Below are 18,064 nucleotides of genomic sequence, written 5' to 3'. Positions count from 1 at the left end.
TCCATGTTGAGCCTGGATGTGGGGCGCAAGCGCATCGGTTTGGCAGGGTGTGATGCTCTGGGCATCACGGTGAGTCCCCTCCCCGCTCTTTTGCGCAGAACGTTGAAGCAAGACCTTGGGCATTTGGAACAGGTCTGCCTCACCCGACGAGTGCAGGGCCTGGTTGTGGGTCTACCCCTGGATGCAGAAGGTCAATTCACAGAGCAAGCGGTCCATTGCCAGCGTTATGGCCAGCGTTTGGCGATGGCTTTAAAGCTGCCTCTTGCGCTCGTGAATGAACACAGCAGTAGTTGGGCCGCGGCCGAACGTCACGGCCTGCAAGGGGATCGCAGCGGCAGACTCGACAGTGCTGCCGCCTCACTACTCCTGGAGCAATGGCTTGCAGATGGGCCAGAGCCAGAACCGGTCGACATGGCGACCCCGTCTGCTAGCAAGACGGACGCTGATGAAGGATCCTGAAGGTATTGATTCTTGAGCAATGAGTTCTAGCGGCCCGAACAACAGCGGAGACGTGCCAACTCTGCTGGTTAAAGATAGTGAAGGGCGTGATCTTCTTTGTTTTCTTGAGCAGCTGATTCCCCTCGATGGTCAGGATTACGCGTTACTTACCCCTGTTGATACTCCGGTCTGCTTGTTCCGGTTGAAGGATGGAGATGAGCCTGAGCTCATCGACAGCATCACAAGCAATGAACCGATTCTTTCGGTTGCAGATGTGGTTCTTCAAGAGCATGACCTCACCCTTGTGCGCTCTGCAGTCACCCTCACGGTGAATGGTGAGCTCGATGAGCCCGATCCTGAAGATCTCGATGAGGATGAGGCGGGTGACGATGAATCAGAGACCTATGAATTGCTGGTGAGCTTTTTGGTCGATGAATTGGAATACGGGCTTTACATCCCCTTAGATCCCTTCTTTGTTGTTGCCCGAATGGATGAGGGTGCTGCCGTTTTGGTGGAAGGGGATGAGTTCGATCAAATTCAACCTCGAATCGAGGCTGAGCTTGATGAGCGTGAGCTATCCGAGTGATGCGTCGTGATTGGCTGCGACCTGATTGGGATCCAGGCTTAACCCTGGCCCATCTTCCGTTGGAACCCTTGCTTGGCAGAGGGATCAAGGCTTTATTGCTTGACGTTGATCGGACCCTTCTTCCAGGACGCGATGTTGCGTTGCCTGCCTCTGTTCTTCGCTGGGCTAAATCTGCTCAACGCCATACGGATCTCTATCTGATCAGTAACAATCCCTCCCGGCAGCGAATTGGGGCTGTTGCTGAGCAGCTTGGGATTGGATTCACCAGCTCAGCCTCCAAACCGCGTCGGGGTGCGATCCGACGTGTCATTGAAACCCTGAATTTCAAGCCGGAGCAGATCGCAATGGTTGGTGATCGCGTGTTTACGGATGTTCTTGTAGGAAACCGGCTTGGTCTTTACACCGTTTTGGTGAGACCTCTCAGTGCAGACGGAACGCCCTGTCGTCACGATCGCGTTCAAGTATTGGAGCGACAGCTCGCCCGATGGCTTGGAGCAGGCCAGGCATGAGCCTGCGAGTTGTGAAGGTTGGGACCAGTTTGCTGCGCAGCACGGAACGTCGCAGCACTGCTGATGCCATCTCAGCTTTGTGTCTGAATCTCGCCCAATGTCTCCAACGAGGCGACCGTGTTGTCTTGGTCACAAGTGGGGCTGTCGGACTCGGATGTCAGCGCCTAGGCCTAAAGGCCAGGCCTTCTTCGTTGCGCGGTCTTCAAGCTGCGGCGGCGATCGGTCAAGGCCATCTGATGGCTCTGTACGAAGAAGCGATGGCCGTCCATGGCATCCCCGTAGCGCAGGTTCTTCTCACTCGATCTGACTTGGCCGACAGTCGGAGTTATCACAACGCTTCTGCGACCCTGCATCAGTTGATCGAATGGAAGGTTTTACCCGTCATCAACGAAAACGACACGGTGTCTTCCGCTGAGTTGCGTTTTGGCGATAACGACACGCTCTCAGCCTTGGTGGCAGCAGCGATTGATGCGGATGATCTGATTCTTTTGACCGATATCGACCGCCTCTATTCCGCTGATCCGCGCAGTGATGCCTCGGCGCGCCCTATTTCGGACGTGCATCACCCAGAAGAACTGCAGGCCCTTGAACAGGGCGCAGGAGATGGAGGTCGTTGGGGAACCGGCGGGATGACCACCAAAATCGCGGCCGCTCGGATTGCCACAGCGAGCGGAATCACCGTGCATCTGGCGGATGGTCGCGATCAGCACACCCTTCAAACGATGTTGGCTGGGGGGCGTGGAGGCACGGTCTTTCATCCCCATCCCCAGCCCCTTGGTCATCGAAAAAGCTGGCTGGCCCATGCGTTGCAACCCCAAGGGAGCCTGCACATTGATGGCGGAGCCTGCCTAGCGCTGTGCGACAAAGGTGCCTCCTTACTTTTGGTTGGAATTACGGACATCACCGGAGAGTTTCAGGCCAATCAACCCGTGCGGATCCTCGATCAGGAAGGCGATGAAGTGGCCCGTGGCCTGAGCTCCCTCAGTAGTGAGGCGCTTCGAGGTCTTGTTAAAGAGCCAGCGCGGACCGATCGCCAAGGGGGTTCGCCAGTTGTGGTGCATCGCGACGTGCTTGTCCTCAGCACGCCTACGATCCGCCAACCAGACCCCTGAATCGATGCGTTTCAGCCAGTTAATCGCCGTCCTTCAGGACGGAGAGGCAGGTCTGCTGGAGCATCAGCTCAGCAGCGATCCTGAGCTCCGTGGTGCTGCATCTTTGGAGAGAGCCAGTGCCGATCAACTCAGCTTCCTTGAAAAGGGCAACGCTCTGATTCAGAGCCTAGAAACCAGCCATGTCGGCGCCGTTTTGATTCCGAATCAGAACGACCTCAAGGCTATGGCTGAGCAGCGTGGTCTGGCTTGGGCCGTGATGCGTGATCCTCGGTTGGCCTTCGCAGAAGCCCTCGAGCGCTTGCATCCTCGGCCCAGAACAGAAGCAACCATTCATCCTTCTGCGGTGATCGGTGACAGGGTTCAGATCGATGCTGGAGTCTCGATTGGCCCTCACGTTTGCATCGGCGACGACACACGCATCAGTGCCAACAGCACCATTCATGCCGGTGTGGTGATTTACGGCGATGTGAGGGTCGGTCAGTTTTGCGAATTGCATGCCAATGCTGTGCTTCACCCCGGAGTGCGTTTAGCCAACCATTGCGTTGTTCACTCCAACGCGGTGGTGGGCTCAGAGGGGTTTGGATTTGTTCCGACCGCCAAGGGATGGCGAAAAATGCCTCAAACGGGTCTGGTGGTCCTTGAGGAGGGTGTTGAGGTGGGTTGCGGCAGCACGATTGATCGCCCGTCCGTTGGTGAAACCCGAATTGGGGCGGGAACAAAGATCGATAATCTCGTGCAAATCGGTCATGGCGTTGTCACCGGACGGGGCTGTGCCCTGGCCTCACAGGTGGGCATTGCGGGCGGCGCTCGCCTTGGAAACGGGGTGATTTTGGCTGGACAGGTGGGTGTGGCCAATCGAGCGGTGATTGGTGATCGTGCGATCGCAAGTTCCAAGAGCGGGATTCATGGTGAGGTGGAGCCCGGTGAGGTGGTGAGTGGCTATCCGGCGATTCCCAATAGGCTTTGGCTGCGTTGTTCAGCGGCATTCAGCAAATTGCCTGAGATGGCGAAACAGATCCGCGAACTCAAGAAAGCCGCTCAGTAACCTCTCTGGTTCCCCCCTCTGAGACCCAATGCCACAGCATCGCGTTGTTTTGCTTCCGGGTGACGGCATTGGTCCAGAGATCACTGCCGTGGCGAGGCAGCTCCTTGAAGCCGTATCTGCTCGACATGGTTTCACGCTCGAGTTCAGTGAAGCGCCGATCGGTGGCTCTGCCATCGATGCCACTGGCGAGCCCTTACCGGCGAGCACCCTTGAAGCTTGCAAGGCTGCCGATGCCGTTTTGCTTGCAGCGATCGGTAGCCCTCGATTTGATGCCTTGCCGCGAGAACAACGGCCTGAAAGTGGATTGCTAGCCCTGCGCTCTGGCATGGAGCTCTTCGCCAATCTCCGTCCAGTCAAAATTGTTCCAGCCCTGATTGGTGCTAGCAGCCTGCGATCTGAAGTGGTGGAAGGGGTGGATCTGATGGTGGTGAGGGAACTCACCGGAGGTATTTATTTCGGGAAGCCGAAAGGTCGTGTGCAGGCCGATGGTGAAGAGCGAGCGTTCAACACCATGACCTACTCCGATTCTGAGGTCGACAGAATCGCCAGGGTGGCGTTCAAGCTCGCCTGTGAGCGACGAGGGCAGCTCTGCTCAGTGGATAAGGCCAATGTGCTCGACGTCAGCCAACTGTGGCGTGATCGCGTGGAGGGCATGAAAGGTGAGTACCCCGCAGTGGATGTCAGTCACCTGTATGTGGACAATGCGGCGATGCAACTGGTGAGAGATCCACGCCAGTTCGATGTGGTGCTCACTGGCAATCTTTTCGGAGACATTCTCAGCGATATTTCTGCAATGCTCACCGGCTCGATCGGCATGCTTCCCTCAGCCTCTTTGGGAAGCGAAGGGCCTGGTTTGTATGAACCCGTTCATGGTTCAGCCCCTGATCTGGCTGGTCAAGACAAGGCCAATCCGATGGCCATGGTGCTCTCTGCAGCGATGATGTTGCGGACTGGTCTCAAGCAAAACGCAGCTGCGGACGATCTGGAACACGCTGTGGATCGCGTTTTGGCAGCCGGATTCCGCACTGGAGATCTGATGTCTGAAGGCTGTACTGCTCTGGGCTGTCAGGCGATGGGGGAGGAACTTCTTAAGACACTCTGATGCGACCTGGAAGGAAAAATGTGGAATTTGCCCTTTGACCTGCCAAACTCATCGGGCCAGATCTTCCTCCGTCGATGTCGAAGCGTCACCCCGTCGTGGCTGTCACGGGTTCCTCAGGTGCAGGCACCAGCACCGTTAAGAGGGCTTTTGAGCACATCTTCGCTCGGGAGAACATCACTCCTGCAGTGGTGGAGGGCGACAGCTACCACCGCTTTGAGCGGATGGCGATGAAGGCCGCCATGTCTGAATCGCTTGCGAAGGGTGAGAATTTCTCGCACTTCGGTCCAGAGGCCAACCTCTTCGACAAGCTCGAAGAGCTCTTCCGCGTCTATGGCGAAACCGGTGGCGGTCAGAAGCGTTACTACCTCCACAGTCCAGAAGAAGCTGCTGAACACAACGCTCGCCTCGGCGTGAGCTTGGACCCAGGTCAGTTCACCCCCTGGGAAGACATTCCAGGTGGCACTGACGTGTTGTTCTACGAAGGCCTCCACGGTGGCGTTGTTGGAGACGGCTACGACGTGGCATCCCGCGCCGATTTACTGGTGGGTGTTGTTCCGATCACCAATCTCGAGTGGATCCAAAAGATTCAGCGTGATAACGCCGAACGTGGCTACTCAGCCGAAGCGATTGTGGACACGATCCTGCGCCGCATGCCGGATTACATCAATCACATCTGTCCCCAATTCAGCCTCACTGACATCAATTTCCAGAGGGTGCCAACGGTTGACACCTCCAATCCATTCATCTGTCGCAACATCCCAACGCCAGATGAAAGCTTTGTGATCATTCACTTCCGCAAGGGAGCTCGTGAGAAGTGGGGAATTGATTTCAGCTACCTGCTGAGCATGATTCATGATTCCTTCATGAGCAGTCCCACCAGCATTGTTGTGAATGGAGGGAAAATGGGCTTCGCGATGGAACTCATCTTGACCCCCATCATTCACCGCATGATTGAAGACCAAAGCAAGCTCTCCTGATTGCTTTGCTCGATACACATCGAGCGATTAGATCTATCGTGGACTCATCTGAATGATCAGGTGGGTCCTTTTTTTGTCCTCTCCCTCCTTTGAAATTGCAGGTGCAGGGGGATCAACAACTCCTCCACCGCGTTGGGACAGAGTGGATAGTCGTCGCCTGATCGCATTGGCACGACGGATCTACTTCCGCTTCTTAACTGACTCTGGGCAGCAGCTTGAACCGATGGGTGTTGTTGTAAATGAGCGGTTAGATGAGGGCAGGGTTGTGTTCGCAAGCCCCACACTGTTGCTTCAAGAGCATTTCATCAGCATCGATCTAATTGGTCGACGACTGCGTCGCCCGCGTGGCTGGCGAGACCGACCCAGGGGATCAGCGCTTTGACAAGTGTGTTGGGTCTGATCCTTGCGTTGGCTGGTGCCTGTGTGGGGAGTTTCGCCAATGTGCTGGCCTGGCGATTGCCTCGCGAAGAATCAGTGGTTTGGCCTGGCAGCCACTGCCCAAAGTGTGGTCAGGCGGTGCGCTGGCACGACAATGTGCCGGTGTTGGGGTGGGTCTGGCTTCGGGGACGTTGTCGCGATTGCCATCAAGGCATCTCGAGCCGCTACCCATTCGTGGAATTCTTCAGCGCCCTCCTTTGGTTGAGCGCGTTGTGGGGTCATGGATTGCTCGCCGCTTCGGATCATGTAGGCCTGGCCTTGCTCAATGTGCTGGCGGGGATTGTCCTGATCAGTGTGCTGCTTCCACTGGTGTTGATTGATATCGACCATCTCTGGCTCCCCGAACCTCTTTGCAGGATCGGGGTATTGCTCGGCCTTGCCTTCACGGGGGCTCTCTATCTGGTCATTCCAGCCCCTGAAGCGAGTTCGTTTCTCCTCAATCATCTGTTGGCGGCATCAGCGGGATTGCTGGTGCTGGAGGGATTAAGTGCTCTCGCGGAGCGCATGCTTGGACAACCTGCCCTCGGGCTTGGTGACGCCAAATTGGCTGCTGTCGCCGGAGCTTGGCTTGGCTTGGGCGGTGTCTTGGTTGCTATGGCGATCGCCGTTTTTAGCGGCGCATTCTTTGGCACGATTGGACGTCTTTCTGGACGACTAGGGCCGAGACAGCCCTTCCCATTTGGCCCTTTTATTGCCCTTGGGATCTGGCTGACCTGGCTCGGAGGTTCTGAGTGGTGGGGGCAGCAATGGTTCAGCCTGTTTGCTGGCCTTTAAAGGAACAGAAATCAGCTCAATGGCTGTTGTGCTGAGAGATTGCAACATCCCTGTCCTAGCCTGATGTGATTGGTGCAAAATTCAGGCCTTTGGCTTGATCATTTGTTCCCTCGGATCTCCCCAATGTGGCGCTCGTACAAACCGAAAGCCCCAATGCCAACTGAGATCTGCTGTTGCCATTAAGGAGTAATCAACCTTGAGTTTGTTCGACTGGTTCGCTGACCGCCGTAAAGGTCAGTACGTCGGCAAGGTGAATCAAGAACCCGATGAAGGGGATGGTCTTTGGAGCAAGTGCCCCGAGTGCGGTCAGGTGGTGTATCGCAAGGATCTGCTGAGCAACGCCAGTGTTTGCAGCAACTGTGGATATCACCACCGCATCGATAGCACCGAGCGCATTGCGGTGTTGGTGGATCCCAACAGCTTCGTGGCGATGGATCAAGAGCTTCAACCCATGGATCCATTGGGTTTTAAAGACCGCAGGGCCTATGCGGATCGACTGCGCGAAACCCAAGCCAGTACAGGGCTTCGTGATGGTGTCATTACTGGACTCTGTGAGGTCGAGGGGATTCCAATGGCTCTTGCTGTGATGGATTTCCGTTTTATGGGCGGTTCGATGGGGTCGGTGGTCGGTGAAAAGATCACCCGCTTGGTGGAAGCAGCGACCGCCAAAAAGCTGCCACTCCTCATTGTTTGCGCGTCGGGTGGAGCGAGGATGCAGGAGGGCATGCTCAGCCTCATGCAGATGGCAAAGATTTCCGGTGCTTTGGAACGCCACCGCGAAGCGGGCGTGTTGTACATGCCTTTACTCACTCACCCCACCACTGGCGGCGTCACAGCAAGTTTTGCGATGCTTGGTGATTTGATTTTGGCGGAGCCAAAAGCTCTGATTGGCTTTGCTGGGCGACGCGTGATTGAACAGACACTGCGCGAAAAATTACCGGATAATTTTCAAACCGCCGAGTATCTGCAAGATCACGGATTCGTGGATTCGATTGTTCCGCGTACGCAATTGCGTTCCACTCTGGCGAGTCTGCTCAGATTGCACGGCTGTGAATCCCGGGTCGCTAGCTCATGATTCAGGTTTTGGCCTCACGCTTTAGGACCGTGGCTGCTGTTGTTTTAGCCCTGATCCTTTGCGCCGCTCCTGTGTGCGCAGGTCAGGTTGAATGGCGAGAAGTCCCCTCCAGTGAGGAGGGACAGCAATGGTGGGATGCCGGCAGTTTGCGGCTGAAGAAAGATGGCACTGTGTCAGTGCTGAGCCGCTATAGCTTGCGTCAGGAGGATGACAGCCCCGCTTTGGGAACGCTGGTCGTGATGGAGATCGACTGCAGCCAACTGCTGTATCGGGACAAGCAAAAGAATGGATTGCCCCAATTCAGGGCCGAATGGCAACCTTCTGGTTCTGATCCTTTGATCGACGGCGTTCTCTCCGGTGTGTGCTCATCGGACGAGTTTTCGTCGCTCTCCTGACCCCAACTCGGCCTCCCTTATGGCTCTCCCATCCTCAAGTCCTCCCCCGATTGGAGTGGCGATTGCGGGTCTTGGCTTTGGTGAATCGGTTCATCTCCAAGCCCTTGCCTCTCAACCTGATCTCCAGGCGGTAGCGCTCTGGCATCCCCGTCGTGAACGTTTAGATCAGGCCTGTCAGGAGCACAATCTCCCTGGTTATGACGATTGGGAGGCTCTTCTCAGGGACCCTCGCGTGCAAGCCGTGATCATTGCCACCCCTCCGGAGCCACGCTTTGCCTTGGCCCTTCAAGCGCTGAAAGCGGGCAAACACTTGTTGCTTGAAAAGCCTGTTGCTCTGAAGGCTGAATTGGTGGCAGAGCTCCAACGCGTTTCTATCCAGAACCGGCTCAGTGTTGCGGTGGATTATGAGTATCGGGCTGTGCCTCTGTTCATGCAGGCCGCCAGAATGTTGGAGGCAGGTGCCGTCGGTACTCCCTGGCTGGTGAAACTCGACTGGTTGATGAGCAGCCGTGCGGATGCGTCTCGAGCTTGGAGCTGGTATTCACAACGGGAAGCCGGTGGTGGTGTGGTTGGCGCCCTTGGTACCCATGCCTTCGACATGCTGGCGTGGTTGATCGGACCGATTCGATCCGTTCAAAGTCTCAATAGCGTCTCGATCAAGGAGCGTCCTCAGCCCAGTGGAGGCATGGCTCCCGTGGATGCCGAAGATGTTTCCCTGATTCAGATGGAGCTCGAATGGGAGGGCCGCAGCGACCAGAGGGTGCCAGCACAGGTCAATTTGGCGTCTGTGGCTCGCAATGGTCGAGGCTGCTGGCTCGAGGTCTACGGATCTCATGGAAGCCTCACTCTCGGTAGCGCGAACCAAAAGGATTACGTCCATGGCTTTGGGCTTTGGCATACGCCCATGGGAGAGCCCACCCGCAATGTTGAAGCGGAGGCTGAGTTCATGTTCCCCACGACCTGGAGTGATGGCCGGGTGGCACCGGTGGCTCGCATCCAAAGCTGGTGGGCTCAGAGCATTCAAACCGGTGCTCCCATGGTGCCTGGCCTCTCAGAGGGGTTGATCAGTCAGCAAGCATGTGATCAATCGATCATGTGACCTAATTGTTTTTGACAGACTGATGAATTAATATTCATTTCTCTGCGGCCTTGGATACTGGTTGCGGTAACGAATATTTGTTTTCGTGAAGATATGGTGTTTAAAATTCAGGATCTTTCCTTGTTGTCGCGTCGCTCCTATGTCTCTTTCCGCATACTCCAAAGAGTTAATTGAAACAGCCAACGCTTTGGCAGTGTCGGGGAAGGGAATCCTTGCTGTTGATGAATCTACGAAGACGGTCGGTAAGCGATTAGGTGCAATCCAAGTTGAAAATACTGAGGCCAATCGGCAGGCCTACCGGGGAATGCTATTTACAACAGCAGGTCTTTGTGACTTTATTAGTGGCGCAATCTTGTACGAAGAAACCCTGTTTCAGAGTCATGCCGATGGCGAAACAATGGTTAATAAGTTAATCAAAGCTGGGATTGTTCCTGGTATCAAAGTTGATAAAGGTCTTTCCCCTTTGCCTGGTGCTCATGCTGTTGAGACCGTTTGTACGGGCCTGGATGGCTTGGTGGAGCGAGCAGAAGACTATTACGCCCAAGGTGCACGTTTTGCAAAATGGCGCGCCGTACTGCAAATCACCGCTGATGGATGCCCCTCTGATCTGGCCATTCGTGAAAATGCATGGGGCTTAGCGCGTTACGCACGCTCTGTTCAGGAATCAGGGCTCGTGCCAATCATTGAGCCTGAAATCTTGATGGATGGTGAGCATTCGATTGAGGTCACTGCAGCGGTGCAAGAACAGATTCTTAAGGAGGTGTACTTCGCTTGTCAGCTCAATGGAGTTCTTCTGGAGGGAACGCTCCTTAAGCCTTCGATGACGATTCAAGGAGCCGATTGTGCTCAGAAATCAGATCCCCAAATCGTTGCAGAAATGACCGTGAGAACACTGGAGCGATGTGTTCCTGCCAGTGTTCCTGGAATTGTCTTTTTGTCAGGCGGTTTGAGTGAAGAAGCGGCATCGGTGTATCTCAACAACATGAACAAGATTTCAAGAAAAGCGCAATGGAATCTCGGCTTCTCCTATGGGCGTGCCCTGCAGCATTCCTGCCTGAAGGCATGGGCTGGTAAGGACAAAGAGGCCGGTCAGGCAGCGTTACTTGCGCGGGCAAAAGCGAACTCGGAGGCCTCACAGGGGCGTTACGTCCCGGGCTCTCAGCCGTCATCGGACGAGCAGCTTTTTGTAGCTGGTTACACCTACTGACCCATCATTTGCTGACACTCCGGCGTGCTTTCTGCCACGAAGTGTCGTGACATTCACACGACTCAACTGTAAAGTCGCGCGGCTACGGACACATGTCCGTTTATCTGCCTTCGTTAGGACTTCACTATGGCGCTCGTTCCGCTTCGACTTTTGCTCGACCATGCCGCGGAAAACGGCTACGGCATCCCTGCTTTCAACGTCAATAACCTTGAGCAGGTGCAGTCGATCATGGAGGCGGCTCACGAGACTGACTCTCCTGTGATCCTGCAGGCATCACGTGGAGCTCGTGCCTATGCAGGTGAGAATTTCTTGCGTCATCTGATCCTGGCGGCTGTTGAGACCTATCCCGACATCCCTGTCGTGATGCACCAGGACCATGGCAATAGCCCTGCAACATGCTTCGGAGCGGCTGCCAACGGTTTCACCTCCGTGATGATGGATGGTTCCCTTGAGGCTGATGCCAAGACTCCTGCGAGTTACGACTACAACGTCAACGTCACCAAGGAAGTGGTGGACGTTGCCCATGCCATCGGCGTGAGCGTTGAAGGTGAACTGGGTTGCCTTGGTTCCCTTGAAACCGGTAAAGGCGAAGCCGAGGACGGCCATGGTTTTGAAGGTGAGCTCTCCAAGGATCAGCTGCTGACCGATCCGGCTGAAGCTGCTGATTTTGTGGCCAAGACCAAGGTTGATGCCCTGGCAATCGCCATCGGTACGAGCCATGGTGCTTACAAGTTCACCCGCAAGCCCACGGGTGAAGTGCTGGCCATTAGCCGCATCGCTGAAATTCACAAAGTCATCCCCAACACCCACCTGGTGATGCATGGCTCCTCCTCCGTTCCCCAGGAATGGTTGGCAATGATCAACAAGTACGGCGGAGCGATTCCTGAGACCTACGGCGTTCCCGTGGAAGAAATTCAGGAAGGCATCCGTAATGGTGTTCGCAAAGTGAACATCGACACCGACTGCCGTTTGGCCTTCACTGCTGCCGTACGTGAAGCAGCCATGGCTGATCCTGCCAACTTCGACCCCCGCCATTTCAACAAGCCGGCTCGCAAGTACATGAAGCAGGTTTGCTTGGATCGCTTCCAGCAGTTCTGGGCTGCCGGCAACGCCAGCAAGATCAAGCAGCGCGACATCAACTTCTATTCCGGCCTGTATGCAAAAGGCACCCTTGACCCCAAGACAGCAGTTGCTGCCTGATTATTCGGTCAAAACCAACCAAGCGGGGGGCAATAGCCCCCTTTTTTATGGCTTCATCGAGGCATGCGATCAGGCGTGAGTTGCAGCGTTCCTTGATTGGCATCGAGTGTTGCTGTTGCGCCAAGGGGGAGGGCCATGTTGGGGAGTCCATGTCCAAGGGGCAGATTCATGAGCAAGGGGATGCCTAGATCAGAGAGTCGCTCCTCGAGGATTCCATCCATTGAAAAATCACCTGGCTCTACCTCCCCTTTCCAGCTGAATCGTCCTGTCGCTACGCCAGCAAGGCCACGAAGCACCCCGGAGCTGCGCCACTGCGTGAGCATGCGATCCACTCTGTAGGGAGCTTCTCCAACATCCTCCAGCACCAGGATGGATCCACGCAGATCAGGGAACCAGGGTGTGCCAATCAAATGGGTCGCAACCGTGAGATTGGTCACCACAAGCGGACCTTTGACCACCCCGGCGCGTACGGAACGCCCTTGCAGTGGGGCGACCGGTTGCCCCTTCAGGAGATCCACCGTTCGTTCCCACTGTTGGTCAGGTCCAGCGGTGGATCCATGGATGGCGCCATGTAAACCAACGGACCATTGAGCCATCAGCATCGAGCTGGTGTCAGAAAACCCCAGGGTCCAGAGCGGGCGATGGGGGAAGCGAAAGCCAGCTTCTAAAACCCTGGCACCTCCCCAGCCAGCACCGACATAAATCAGACCATCCAGAGAAGGATTGTTCCAGGCACGCTCAAGATCATCCGCTCGCTGTTGATCGGTTCCTGAAAACCATTTCCATTGACGTTTCACCGATTCTGGGACTTCTAATATCCAACCCTCGGCTTCACAGCGTTCCACTAACGGGCCAAAGTCTGTTTCAGGATCCAGCCAAGTTCCGGCATTAACGACTCGAAGCCTTGAGCCCTTGTTTAACGGACGAAGTGGGGACTTCTTTTGAGTCGATGCCGCCAAACCATTAGCGGAAAATGAAACGGCCATCGCTACGGCCGCCGGGACTCCCAACCTAAAAAATGATCGACGATGCATCAAAGGGCTTCATCTTTAATGAACCTTAGTCTGATAATTCAACCGGGATTGTGCTTTAAACGATCTCTGAAAACCAGTTTTGAGGATAAATTGCAATAGTAAAGGTCTGCTTTGACTGTGATCAGGCCTGATTCATGCCTTGAGTGGTCTAATCGATCAAAATTAATAAATAATTGCCTTATTTGATTGACTCAATGAATATATTTAATTGTTGGATTGACTCAAGTCAGTGTCAATCAACTGATGCTCTTGATTTTCCTGTCTTGTGTCAGAGCTAGTAGGGACGGGTCATGATTGTTGGATCAGGGCTTCAATCAATTGGCGTCCATCAACGCCACCTGTTGCTGGATCACAGGCCCGCTCAGGATGGGGCATCAATCCGAGCACATTGCCCGCTGGATTTGTGATTCCAGCAATGTCGGCAACGGAGCCATTGGGATTGTTGTTGTATTTCAGCGCGATGCCGTCATTGTCTTGAAGGGATTTGAGTGTGTCTTCGCTGCATTGATAACGGCCTTCTCCATGGGCAATCGGTAGTTGGATCTCACTGCCTGCTTTGAAATGAGAGAGCCAGGGAGTGCGAGCACTCACCACATTGAGAGGAGTGTCTTCGCAGATGAAATGCAGACCGCTATTGCGAGTGAGTGCTCCTGGCAATAATCCGAGTTCAGTGAGCACCTGAAATCCGTTGCAGATGCCCAGCACTCGTCCTCCCTTGTTGGCGAAATCGACCAACGATTCCAGCACTGGGGCAAACCTGGCGATGGCTCCGCAGCGCAAATAGTCGCCATAACTAAAGCCTCCCGGCAGGACTACAGCTTCTAGGCCGCTGAGATCTGTCTCCTCATGCCAGAGGTAGCGGGTTGGCATGCCAAGGCATCCCTGCGTCGCCCAACGGACATCCCGGTCGCAATTGGAGCCAGGGAAGACAACAACACCAATGCTCATGACAACTTGAGTTCCAGAGTCCAGTTCTCAATCACAGGGTTGGCTAGCAGGCGATCACTCAACAGCTCAACCTGTTGGCGGGCATCGGCTTCATCAGACGCCTCCAGTTCCAGCTCGACAGCCTTGCCGATGCGTAGGCGCTCGATGCCTTCCACCCCTAATCGACTGGCAGCCGAACGCGTGGCCTCACCGGCTGGATCGAGGACAGAAGGGCGCAGATGCACCAGAACACGAGCTTGATAACGCGGCACGGGCTCGGAGCAGGAATTGTTAAATCTTGGCAGGCCGTAGTCCCGCTCCAGTCACTTTCTTTTCAGGTTGAAAACAGACCACGTCTCCATGCCCTTGATCTGTGATCCAATCCATCGGATTCACACTCAGGTTGATCACACCACTTCTGCTGATCGATTCAGGCTTCGTGCGGCTGGCACACGCTGAGGCCGTGGATGAGCCCGAGGGCAGCGGTTTGATGCGGATGCGCTTTGCTGGGGTGGGGTCTGCGCTCGAGGCGACCTGCCGATGGACTCATCCTGCAGATCACCATGGAAAACAAAGGTCTTCCGTTCAAGGAGTCAAGGCAACAGGGTGATTGGCGTGAAAGTTTTCAGGGTTGGGGGCTGAGCTGGACAGGCTTGCTCAACAATCAAAAGGGTGAGTGGTGGTTGGTGGCGCAAGTGGTTCTGATCTGCGCTCACATCCTTCCAACCTGGCCCTCTGAGCTCATCGAGGCCTGGAGTTGGCCTGGCTGGCTTCATGTCACGGGGTTGATGGTGTTCGCTGTTGGGCTTGGCTTGGCTCTGCAGGGTTTTCTGGCGTTAGGCCCCAGCCTTTCCCCATTACCGGATCCAAAGCCCAACGCCGCTTTGATCACCACGGGGGTGTATGGCCGTTGCCGGCACCCTCTCTATCGAGCTGTTGTGATTTGCTCCATTGGTGTACTCCTTGCCAAAGGAAGCCTGCTTCACCTGGCACTGTTGTTGCTCTTGGTTGCGGTGCTCAATGGCAAGGCCCACCGCGAAGAACAACGCCTCTGCAGCGTCCATCCGGACTATGTGACGTATCGCTCCAATACACCAGCAATCCTTCCCGGTATTCCTGGCTTGGATTGGCGCCAGGGTTAGGGCCAGCTAGACCACCTTTTATTTTTTCCAAAAGGAGTGAATAAACCCCTTAAAAAAAGTTCTTTCGATCGTTCGGATCATTTTGTCTGCGCCTTTTCAGCTGTTGTCAAGCAAAGCGACGCCTTGCCTGTTGCTGCTCAGTGCTGTCTGCGCAGGTCTCGAATTCAGTGCCTCGAGTCAGGCCCAGGAATTTGTGTTGACTAGCCCCAAACCTATTGAGATCAGTTCAAGGCTCCTAGCGATTCTTGAGCCTCAGCTCGTCCTTTAGCGAAAATAAATTTCAGTAATTAGTTAGTGAAATTGTCATTCCTCAATGACTGAGAGCTTTTCCTTGACTCATTGGCTCGAAGCAGTGGAAGCAAGGAGGAGGGTTGTGAGTTTTTCAGAGGCGCTTGGGTCGAATCCAATCACAACCAGATCCACCCCTGATCGGCTTTCAGGAGTCCAGGCCTGATGAGGAGCGGCTTCAAACCAAGTCTCTAAGCGTGGGCCAACCATTTGCACTTGCAGAGGAAGGGATTTGCCAGGTAACCAGACCCTTCCTTTTAGGCGCACCACCTGATGTTCAGTCACGAAAGAAGGAAGGATCCGTTCAAAGTCCGAACGTTGAATCACGCCTTCAAAACGAACATTGCCGCCAACAACATCTAAGTGCGTGTGATCGTGGTGATCATGTGCATGGTCGTGATGGTCATGGTCGTGATGGTCATGGTCGTGGTGCTCATGGTCATGGACCCCTGATGTCTCTCGCTCCACTCCTAGAAGCAAACTCGGGTCGACTTGACCACGAGTCATGGGGATCACCGTTGTCCCGGTTCGGATCTTGGGGACAAGTGATTGCTGGATCTGGTCCAGTTCGGTGGGCTCTAAGCAATCAGAGCGGCTGACCAGCACCAGGTCAGCGGATTGAAGTTGATCGGCGAACAACTCATCAATGGCCGTGAGGTGGTCCAGGCTTGGGTCTTCCTGGCGTTGCCGTTCCAACGCCTCTGGATCTCCCACAGGACTTCCGTTGTTCAGGGCTTCTCCATCCACAACAGTGACCACGCCATTCACATGCACCCGGGCCCGGATGGCGGGCCATTCGAGCGCCTGAAGCAGGGGCCTAGGAAGGGCTAAACCACTGGTTTCAACAACGATTCCATCGAGCTGATCAGCGCGAGCGAGCAGCGTTTCCATTGTGGGTAGAAAATCGTCCTGCACGGTGCAGCAGAGGCACCCGTTGTTCAGCTCAACGAGACGCCCATCGATTTCATCCTCAGGGCAGAAGCCGCAGCTTCGGATGAGATCGCCGTCGAGGCCGACGGTTCCGAACTCGTTGACCATCACCGCGAGTCGTTGGCCGCTGTTGATCAATAAATGGCGCAACAGTGTTGTTTTCCCGGCTCCAAGAAAGCCGGTAATCACCGTGACGGGAAGACGTCCCGACATCAGCGGCACCCCAGGCTTTCGCGAGTGCTGACGCCGCTGACGCTATTCACACCACTGGCACGACCACATAAAGCCTTCATCTGAGTGAGGTCGATCACGGCGTTGGTGAAATCCGTTCCTTCAATACGTGCATCCACAAACCGGCTTTGCATCAGCATCGCGTTCGTGAAGTTTGCGTCGCTTAGGTCGGTTTCATCAAATCGGCTAGAAAATGCCACCACATCCTCAAGGTTCGCTCCATGTAGATCGGCCCCTTGCAGTTGAGAGGTGTTGATCACAGCTCCGCGCAGGTCGGTCTCACTGAGATCAACACCACGGAGATCAGCTTTCAAAAATTCTTTTTCTTTTAAATCCCTGCCATGCATGTCGTCGCTGATGTCTTGCACCGCAAACTGACCGCGCAATTCAGGCGCAGTGATCGCTTGAGCAGCAATTGGAAAGGAGATCAAGCTCGACGTAAGAAGCACCCCGAATAAAACGGGTAACAGGTGCTTACGGAACAATTCGGGAAGGAGCATCAGAGATGGATGCAGCCGGCTTCAGGCTGCAGCTGCCGTAACTTGAACGGTCACGTTATGGCAGACACCTGCCCCGCCACGTGCCATGGCCAAAACCTTGAGGGTGGTTGTTCCCCCCCATCCACTCATTGCTCACTGGCTCACGATGTTGCGTCATGCGGGCACACCACCATCGCTGTATCGAACAGCGCTCGAGGAGTTGGGACGTTGGCTCACCTATGAAGCCTTGCGAGATTGGCTTCCCCATCGCCGTGAGGAGGTACAAACCGCGCTGGAGCTCACGGAAGGAACCGTGATCGAAACGGGTGTTCCCTTGCTTGCCGTGCCCTCTCTTCCTGGTGGGCTGATGCTCTGGGAAGGAGCTAGGCAAGTGTTGCCCCACGCAGAGCTCTGTCTAGGTGGCTTGCCTGAAACGATCGAAGCGAACGCTGGTCTCGTGTTGCTGATCGATCAAATCAGTGATGGAGAGGAGCTTGTCGGGCTGATGGAAGAGCTTGTCTCAAAAGGTGTTGAGAGCCGAAGGCTTCGTGTGATTTCTGCTTTAACAGCTAGCCCTGGACTCAAACGACTGGGTGAAACATTCCCCGAACTCACCATTCATACCGCCTGCATTGATGAAGAACTCAATGCGAATGGTCAGATTTCTCCTGGGATTGGCAACACATCTCAACGGCTGCAAATCAGAACAGCTCCCTCGACCTAGGCTTGAAAAAATCCATCGGCGGCGATGAGCAGGCAGCAGGAATCCACCTCAGGAACACTCTTCACACTCCTGAGCGGAGCTCTCATTGGGGCAGCAGGAGTGGGTTGGTGGCTGCTCACCGAAGCAGAACGGCGTCAGCGGATCAAGCGTCAGCGTTCCATGCTCTATGCGCCAAGGATGCAAGACGGTAGTGAGGCATTTGAGGCCAATCAATACGCCGATCGTGAGGATCAGCTTGAACATCGTGTTGAGCAGCTCAATTCAGCCATCTCTGATGTCCGTCGTCAGCTTGAAGACCTCGGCTCAAAGTCGTAATCACCACGGCCGGTAAGTTGGGGCTTGTCCCCATCTG

General features: G+C 55.1%; 23 protein-coding genes. 18 read left to right on the top strand and 5 right to left on the bottom strand.

The annotated features are described in order from the left end of the window. Positions 1 to 3 precede the first annotated feature (3 nt). From ruvX to fba, 14 genes are all read left to right on the top strand, one after another. Entirely contained in the window at positions 4 to 459 is a 456-nt protein-coding gene (gene ruvX / locus SynPROS91_RS07025) for a Holliday junction resolvase RuvX (RefSeq protein ID WP_186519578.1), read from the top strand. Between the two features lie 19 nt (positions 460 to 478). Next, positions 479 to 1,024: a DUF3727 domain-containing protein gene (locus tag SynPROS91_RS07020; RefSeq protein WP_186515798.1), complete on the top strand. Its 546-nt coding sequence runs from the start codon at positions 479 to 481 to the stop codon at positions 1,022 to 1,024. Further along, a complete protein-coding gene (locus SynPROS91_RS07015) occupies positions 1,024 to 1,533 on the top strand; it encodes a YqeG family HAD IIIA-type phosphatase (RefSeq protein ID WP_186515797.1) in 510 nt (169 codons plus the stop codon). The genes SynPROS91_RS07020 and SynPROS91_RS07015 overlap by 1 nt, the downstream gene beginning before the upstream one ends. Next, entirely contained in the window at positions 1,530 to 2,645 is a 1,116-nt protein-coding gene (proB, locus tag SynPROS91_RS07010; RefSeq protein ID WP_186515796.1) for a glutamate 5-kinase, read from the top strand. The genes SynPROS91_RS07015 and proB overlap by 4 nt, the downstream gene beginning before the upstream one ends. Before the next feature lie 4 nt (positions 2,646 to 2,649). After that, positions 2,650 to 3,690 (top strand): UDP-3-O-(3-hydroxymyristoyl)glucosamine N-acyltransferase, encoded by a 1,041-nt coding sequence (gene lpxD / locus SynPROS91_RS07005; protein ID WP_186515795.1) that lies wholly within the window; start codon positions 2,650 to 2,652, stop codon positions 3,688 to 3,690. Between the two features lie 28 nt (positions 3,691 to 3,718). Beyond that, positions 3,719 to 4,792, top strand: a complete 1,074-nt coding sequence (gene leuB, locus SynPROS91_RS07000; protein ID WP_186515794.1) for a 3-isopropylmalate dehydrogenase — start codon at positions 3,719 to 3,721, stop codon at positions 4,790 to 4,792. A gap of 74 nt (positions 4,793 to 4,866) precedes the next feature. Then, positions 4,867 to 5,769: a phosphoribulokinase gene (locus tag SynPROS91_RS06995; protein WP_186515793.1), complete on the top strand. Its 903-nt coding sequence runs from the start codon at positions 4,867 to 4,869 to the stop codon at positions 5,767 to 5,769. Positions 5,770 to 5,821: 52 nt separating this feature from the next. Then, positions 5,822 to 6,151: a hypothetical protein gene (locus SynPROS91_RS06990; protein WP_186515792.1), complete on the top strand. Its 330-nt coding sequence runs from the start codon at positions 5,822 to 5,824 to the stop codon at positions 6,149 to 6,151. Between the two features lie 5 nt (positions 6,152 to 6,156). After that, positions 6,157 to 6,981, top strand: a complete 825-nt coding sequence (locus SynPROS91_RS06985; RefSeq protein WP_255439991.1) for an A24 family peptidase — start codon at positions 6,157 to 6,159, stop codon at positions 6,979 to 6,981. A gap of 196 nt (positions 6,982 to 7,177) precedes the next feature. Further along, positions 7,178 to 8,056, top strand: coding sequence for an acetyl-CoA carboxylase, carboxyltransferase subunit beta (gene accD, locus SynPROS91_RS06980; protein ID WP_186515790.1), 879 nt, complete (start codon positions 7,178 to 7,180; stop codon positions 8,054 to 8,056). Then, positions 8,053 to 8,451 carry a hypothetical protein gene (locus SynPROS91_RS06975; RefSeq protein WP_186515789.1) on the top strand — a complete coding sequence of 133 codons (399 nt, stop codon included), beginning with the start codon at positions 8,053 to 8,055 and terminating at the stop codon, positions 8,449 to 8,451. Before accD ends, SynPROS91_RS06975 begins: the two co-directional genes overlap by 4 nt. A gap of 19 nt (positions 8,452 to 8,470) precedes the next feature. Further along, positions 8,471 to 9,550, top strand: coding sequence for a Gfo/Idh/MocA family protein (locus tag SynPROS91_RS06970; RefSeq protein WP_186515788.1), 1,080 nt, complete (start codon positions 8,471 to 8,473; stop codon positions 9,548 to 9,550). Between the two features lie 139 nt (positions 9,551 to 9,689). After that, positions 9,690 to 10,757 (top strand): class I fructose-bisphosphate aldolase, encoded by a 1,068-nt coding sequence (locus tag SynPROS91_RS06965; RefSeq protein WP_186515787.1) that lies wholly within the window; start codon positions 9,690 to 9,692, stop codon positions 10,755 to 10,757. A 126-nt stretch (positions 10,758 to 10,883) separates the two neighbouring features. After that, positions 10,884 to 11,957, top strand: a complete 1,074-nt coding sequence (gene fba, locus SynPROS91_RS06960; RefSeq protein WP_186515786.1) for a class II fructose-bisphosphate aldolase — start codon at positions 10,884 to 10,886, stop codon at positions 11,955 to 11,957. Between the two features lie 53 nt (positions 11,958 to 12,010). On the opposite strand, the gene SynPROS91_RS06955 is transcribed toward fba, so the two are convergent. The 3 genes from SynPROS91_RS06955 to purS form a co-directional block, all read right to left on the bottom strand. Continuing rightward, positions 12,011 to 12,991: an LD-carboxypeptidase gene (locus SynPROS91_RS06955; RefSeq protein WP_370586753.1), complete on the bottom strand. Its 981-nt coding sequence runs from the start codon at positions 12,989 to 12,991 to the stop codon at positions 12,011 to 12,013. A 288-nt stretch (positions 12,992 to 13,279) separates the two neighbouring features. Further along, positions 13,280 to 13,939, bottom strand: a complete 660-nt coding sequence (gene purQ, locus SynPROS91_RS06950; protein ID WP_186515785.1) for a phosphoribosylformylglycinamidine synthase subunit PurQ — start codon at positions 13,937 to 13,939, stop codon at positions 13,280 to 13,282. Continuing rightward, positions 13,936 to 14,190 carry a phosphoribosylformylglycinamidine synthase subunit PurS gene (gene purS, locus SynPROS91_RS06945; protein ID WP_186515784.1) on the bottom strand — a complete coding sequence of 85 codons (255 nt, stop codon included), beginning with the start codon at positions 14,188 to 14,190 and terminating at the stop codon, positions 13,936 to 13,938. The genes purQ and purS overlap by 4 nt, the downstream gene beginning before the upstream one ends. Before the next feature lie 101 nt (positions 14,191 to 14,291). Between purS and SynPROS91_RS06940 the strand changes: the two genes are divergently transcribed. Both SynPROS91_RS06940 and SynPROS91_RS06935 read left to right on the top strand, forming a co-directional pair. Beyond that, positions 14,292 to 14,528, top strand: coding sequence for a hypothetical protein (locus SynPROS91_RS06940; protein ID WP_186515783.1), 237 nt, complete (start codon positions 14,292 to 14,294; stop codon positions 14,526 to 14,528). Next, on the top strand, positions 14,482 to 15,060 hold the full coding sequence (locus SynPROS91_RS06935; protein ID WP_186515782.1) for an isoprenylcysteine carboxylmethyltransferase family protein: 579 nt from the start codon (positions 14,482 to 14,484) through the stop codon (positions 15,058 to 15,060). Before SynPROS91_RS06940 ends, SynPROS91_RS06935 begins: the two co-directional genes overlap by 47 nt. Before the next feature lie 336 nt (positions 15,061 to 15,396). Here the strand turns inward: SynPROS91_RS06935 and cobW are convergent, their stop codons facing one another. Continuing rightward, complete coding sequence (gene cobW, locus SynPROS91_RS06930; RefSeq protein ID WP_186515781.1) at positions 15,397 to 16,491, bottom strand: cobalamin biosynthesis protein CobW; 1,095 nt, start codon at positions 16,489 to 16,491, stop codon at positions 15,397 to 15,399. After that, positions 16,491 to 17,009, bottom strand: coding sequence for a pentapeptide repeat-containing protein (locus SynPROS91_RS06925; RefSeq protein ID WP_186515780.1), 519 nt, complete (start codon positions 17,007 to 17,009; stop codon positions 16,491 to 16,493). The genes cobW and SynPROS91_RS06925 overlap by 1 nt, the downstream gene beginning before the upstream one ends. Before the next feature lie 85 nt (positions 17,010 to 17,094). Between SynPROS91_RS06925 and SynPROS91_RS06920 the strand changes: the two genes are divergently transcribed. Further along, positions 17,095 to 17,712, top strand: a complete 618-nt coding sequence (locus SynPROS91_RS06920) for a uracil phosphoribosyltransferase (RefSeq protein WP_186515779.1) — start codon at positions 17,095 to 17,097, stop codon at positions 17,710 to 17,712. 24 nt (positions 17,713 to 17,736) lie between these two features. Further along, the gene (locus SynPROS91_RS06915; RefSeq protein WP_186515778.1) at positions 17,737 to 18,027 is read left to right on the top strand and encodes a hypothetical protein; all 291 of its coding nucleotides are present in this window, start codon (positions 17,737 to 17,739) and stop codon (positions 18,025 to 18,027) included. Positions 18,028 to 18,064 lie beyond the last annotated feature (37 nt).

Origin of the sequence: Synechococcus sp. PROS-9-1 (genome assembly GCF_014279775.1) — a bacterium.
GTDB lineage: Bacteria > Cyanobacteriota > Cyanobacteriia > PCC-6307 > Cyanobiaceae > Synechococcus_C.
Note: the sequence above shows the minus strand (reverse complement) of the source record. Positions and strands in the feature narration are given on the sequence as shown.

Bases quoted from the DNA above. Each gene is read 5' to 3' on its own strand.
- SynPROS91_RS06970 (WP_186515788.1), top strand. From the start codon at position 8,471: ATGGCTCTCCCATCCTCAAGTCCTCCCCCGATTGGAGTGGCGATTGCG.
- SynPROS91_RS07020 (WP_186515798.1), top strand. From the start codon at position 479: ATGAGTTCTAGCGGCCCGAACAACAGCGGAGACGTGCCAACTCTGCTG.
- SynPROS91_RS06920 (WP_186515779.1), top strand. From the start codon at position 17,095: ATGGCCAAAACCTTGAGGGTGGTTGTTCCCCCCCATCCACTCATTGCT.
- SynPROS91_RS06925 (WP_186515780.1), bottom strand. From the start codon at position 17,009: ATGCTCCTTCCCGAATTGTTCCGTAAGCACCTGTTACCCGTTTTATTC.
- lpxD (WP_186515795.1), top strand. From the start codon at position 2,650: ATGCGTTTCAGCCAGTTAATCGCCGTCCTTCAGGACGGAGAGGCAGGT.
- SynPROS91_RS07015 (WP_186515797.1), top strand. From the start codon at position 1,024: ATGCGTCGTGATTGGCTGCGACCTGATTGGGATCCAGGCTTAACCCTG.
- fba (WP_186515786.1), top strand. From the start codon at position 10,884: ATGGCGCTCGTTCCGCTTCGACTTTTGCTCGACCATGCCGCGGAAAAC.
- SynPROS91_RS06995 (WP_186515793.1), top strand. From the start codon at position 4,867: ATGTCGAAGCGTCACCCCGTCGTGGCTGTCACGGGTTCCTCAGGTGCA.
- ruvX (WP_186519578.1), top strand. From the start codon at position 4: ATGTTGAGCCTGGATGTGGGGCGCAAGCGCATCGGTTTGGCAGGGTGT.
- SynPROS91_RS06965 (WP_186515787.1), top strand. From the start codon at position 9,690: ATGTCTCTTTCCGCATACTCCAAAGAGTTAATTGAAACAGCCAACGCT.
- purQ (WP_186515785.1), bottom strand. From the start codon at position 13,939: ATGAGCATTGGTGTTGTTGTCTTCCCTGGCTCCAATTGCGACCGGGAT.
- SynPROS91_RS06990 (WP_186515792.1), top strand. From the start codon at position 5,822: ATGATCAGGTGGGTCCTTTTTTTGTCCTCTCCCTCCTTTGAAATTGCA.
- proB (WP_186515796.1), top strand. From the start codon at position 1,530: ATGAGCCTGCGAGTTGTGAAGGTTGGGACCAGTTTGCTGCGCAGCACG.
- SynPROS91_RS06935 (WP_186515782.1), top strand. From the start codon at position 14,482: ATGGAAAACAAAGGTCTTCCGTTCAAGGAGTCAAGGCAACAGGGTGAT.
- SynPROS91_RS06975 (WP_186515789.1), top strand. From the start codon at position 8,053: ATGATTCAGGTTTTGGCCTCACGCTTTAGGACCGTGGCTGCTGTTGTT.
- cobW (WP_186515781.1), bottom strand. From the start codon at position 16,491: ATGTCGGGACGTCTTCCCGTCACGGTGATTACCGGCTTTCTTGGAGCC.
- SynPROS91_RS06915 (WP_186515778.1), top strand. From the start codon at position 17,737: ATGAGCAGGCAGCAGGAATCCACCTCAGGAACACTCTTCACACTCCTG.
- SynPROS91_RS06955 (WP_370586753.1), bottom strand. From the start codon at position 12,991: ATGCATCGTCGATCATTTTTTAGGTTGGGAGTCCCGGCGGCCGTAGCG.
- leuB (WP_186515794.1), top strand. From the start codon at position 3,719: ATGCCACAGCATCGCGTTGTTTTGCTTCCGGGTGACGGCATTGGTCCA.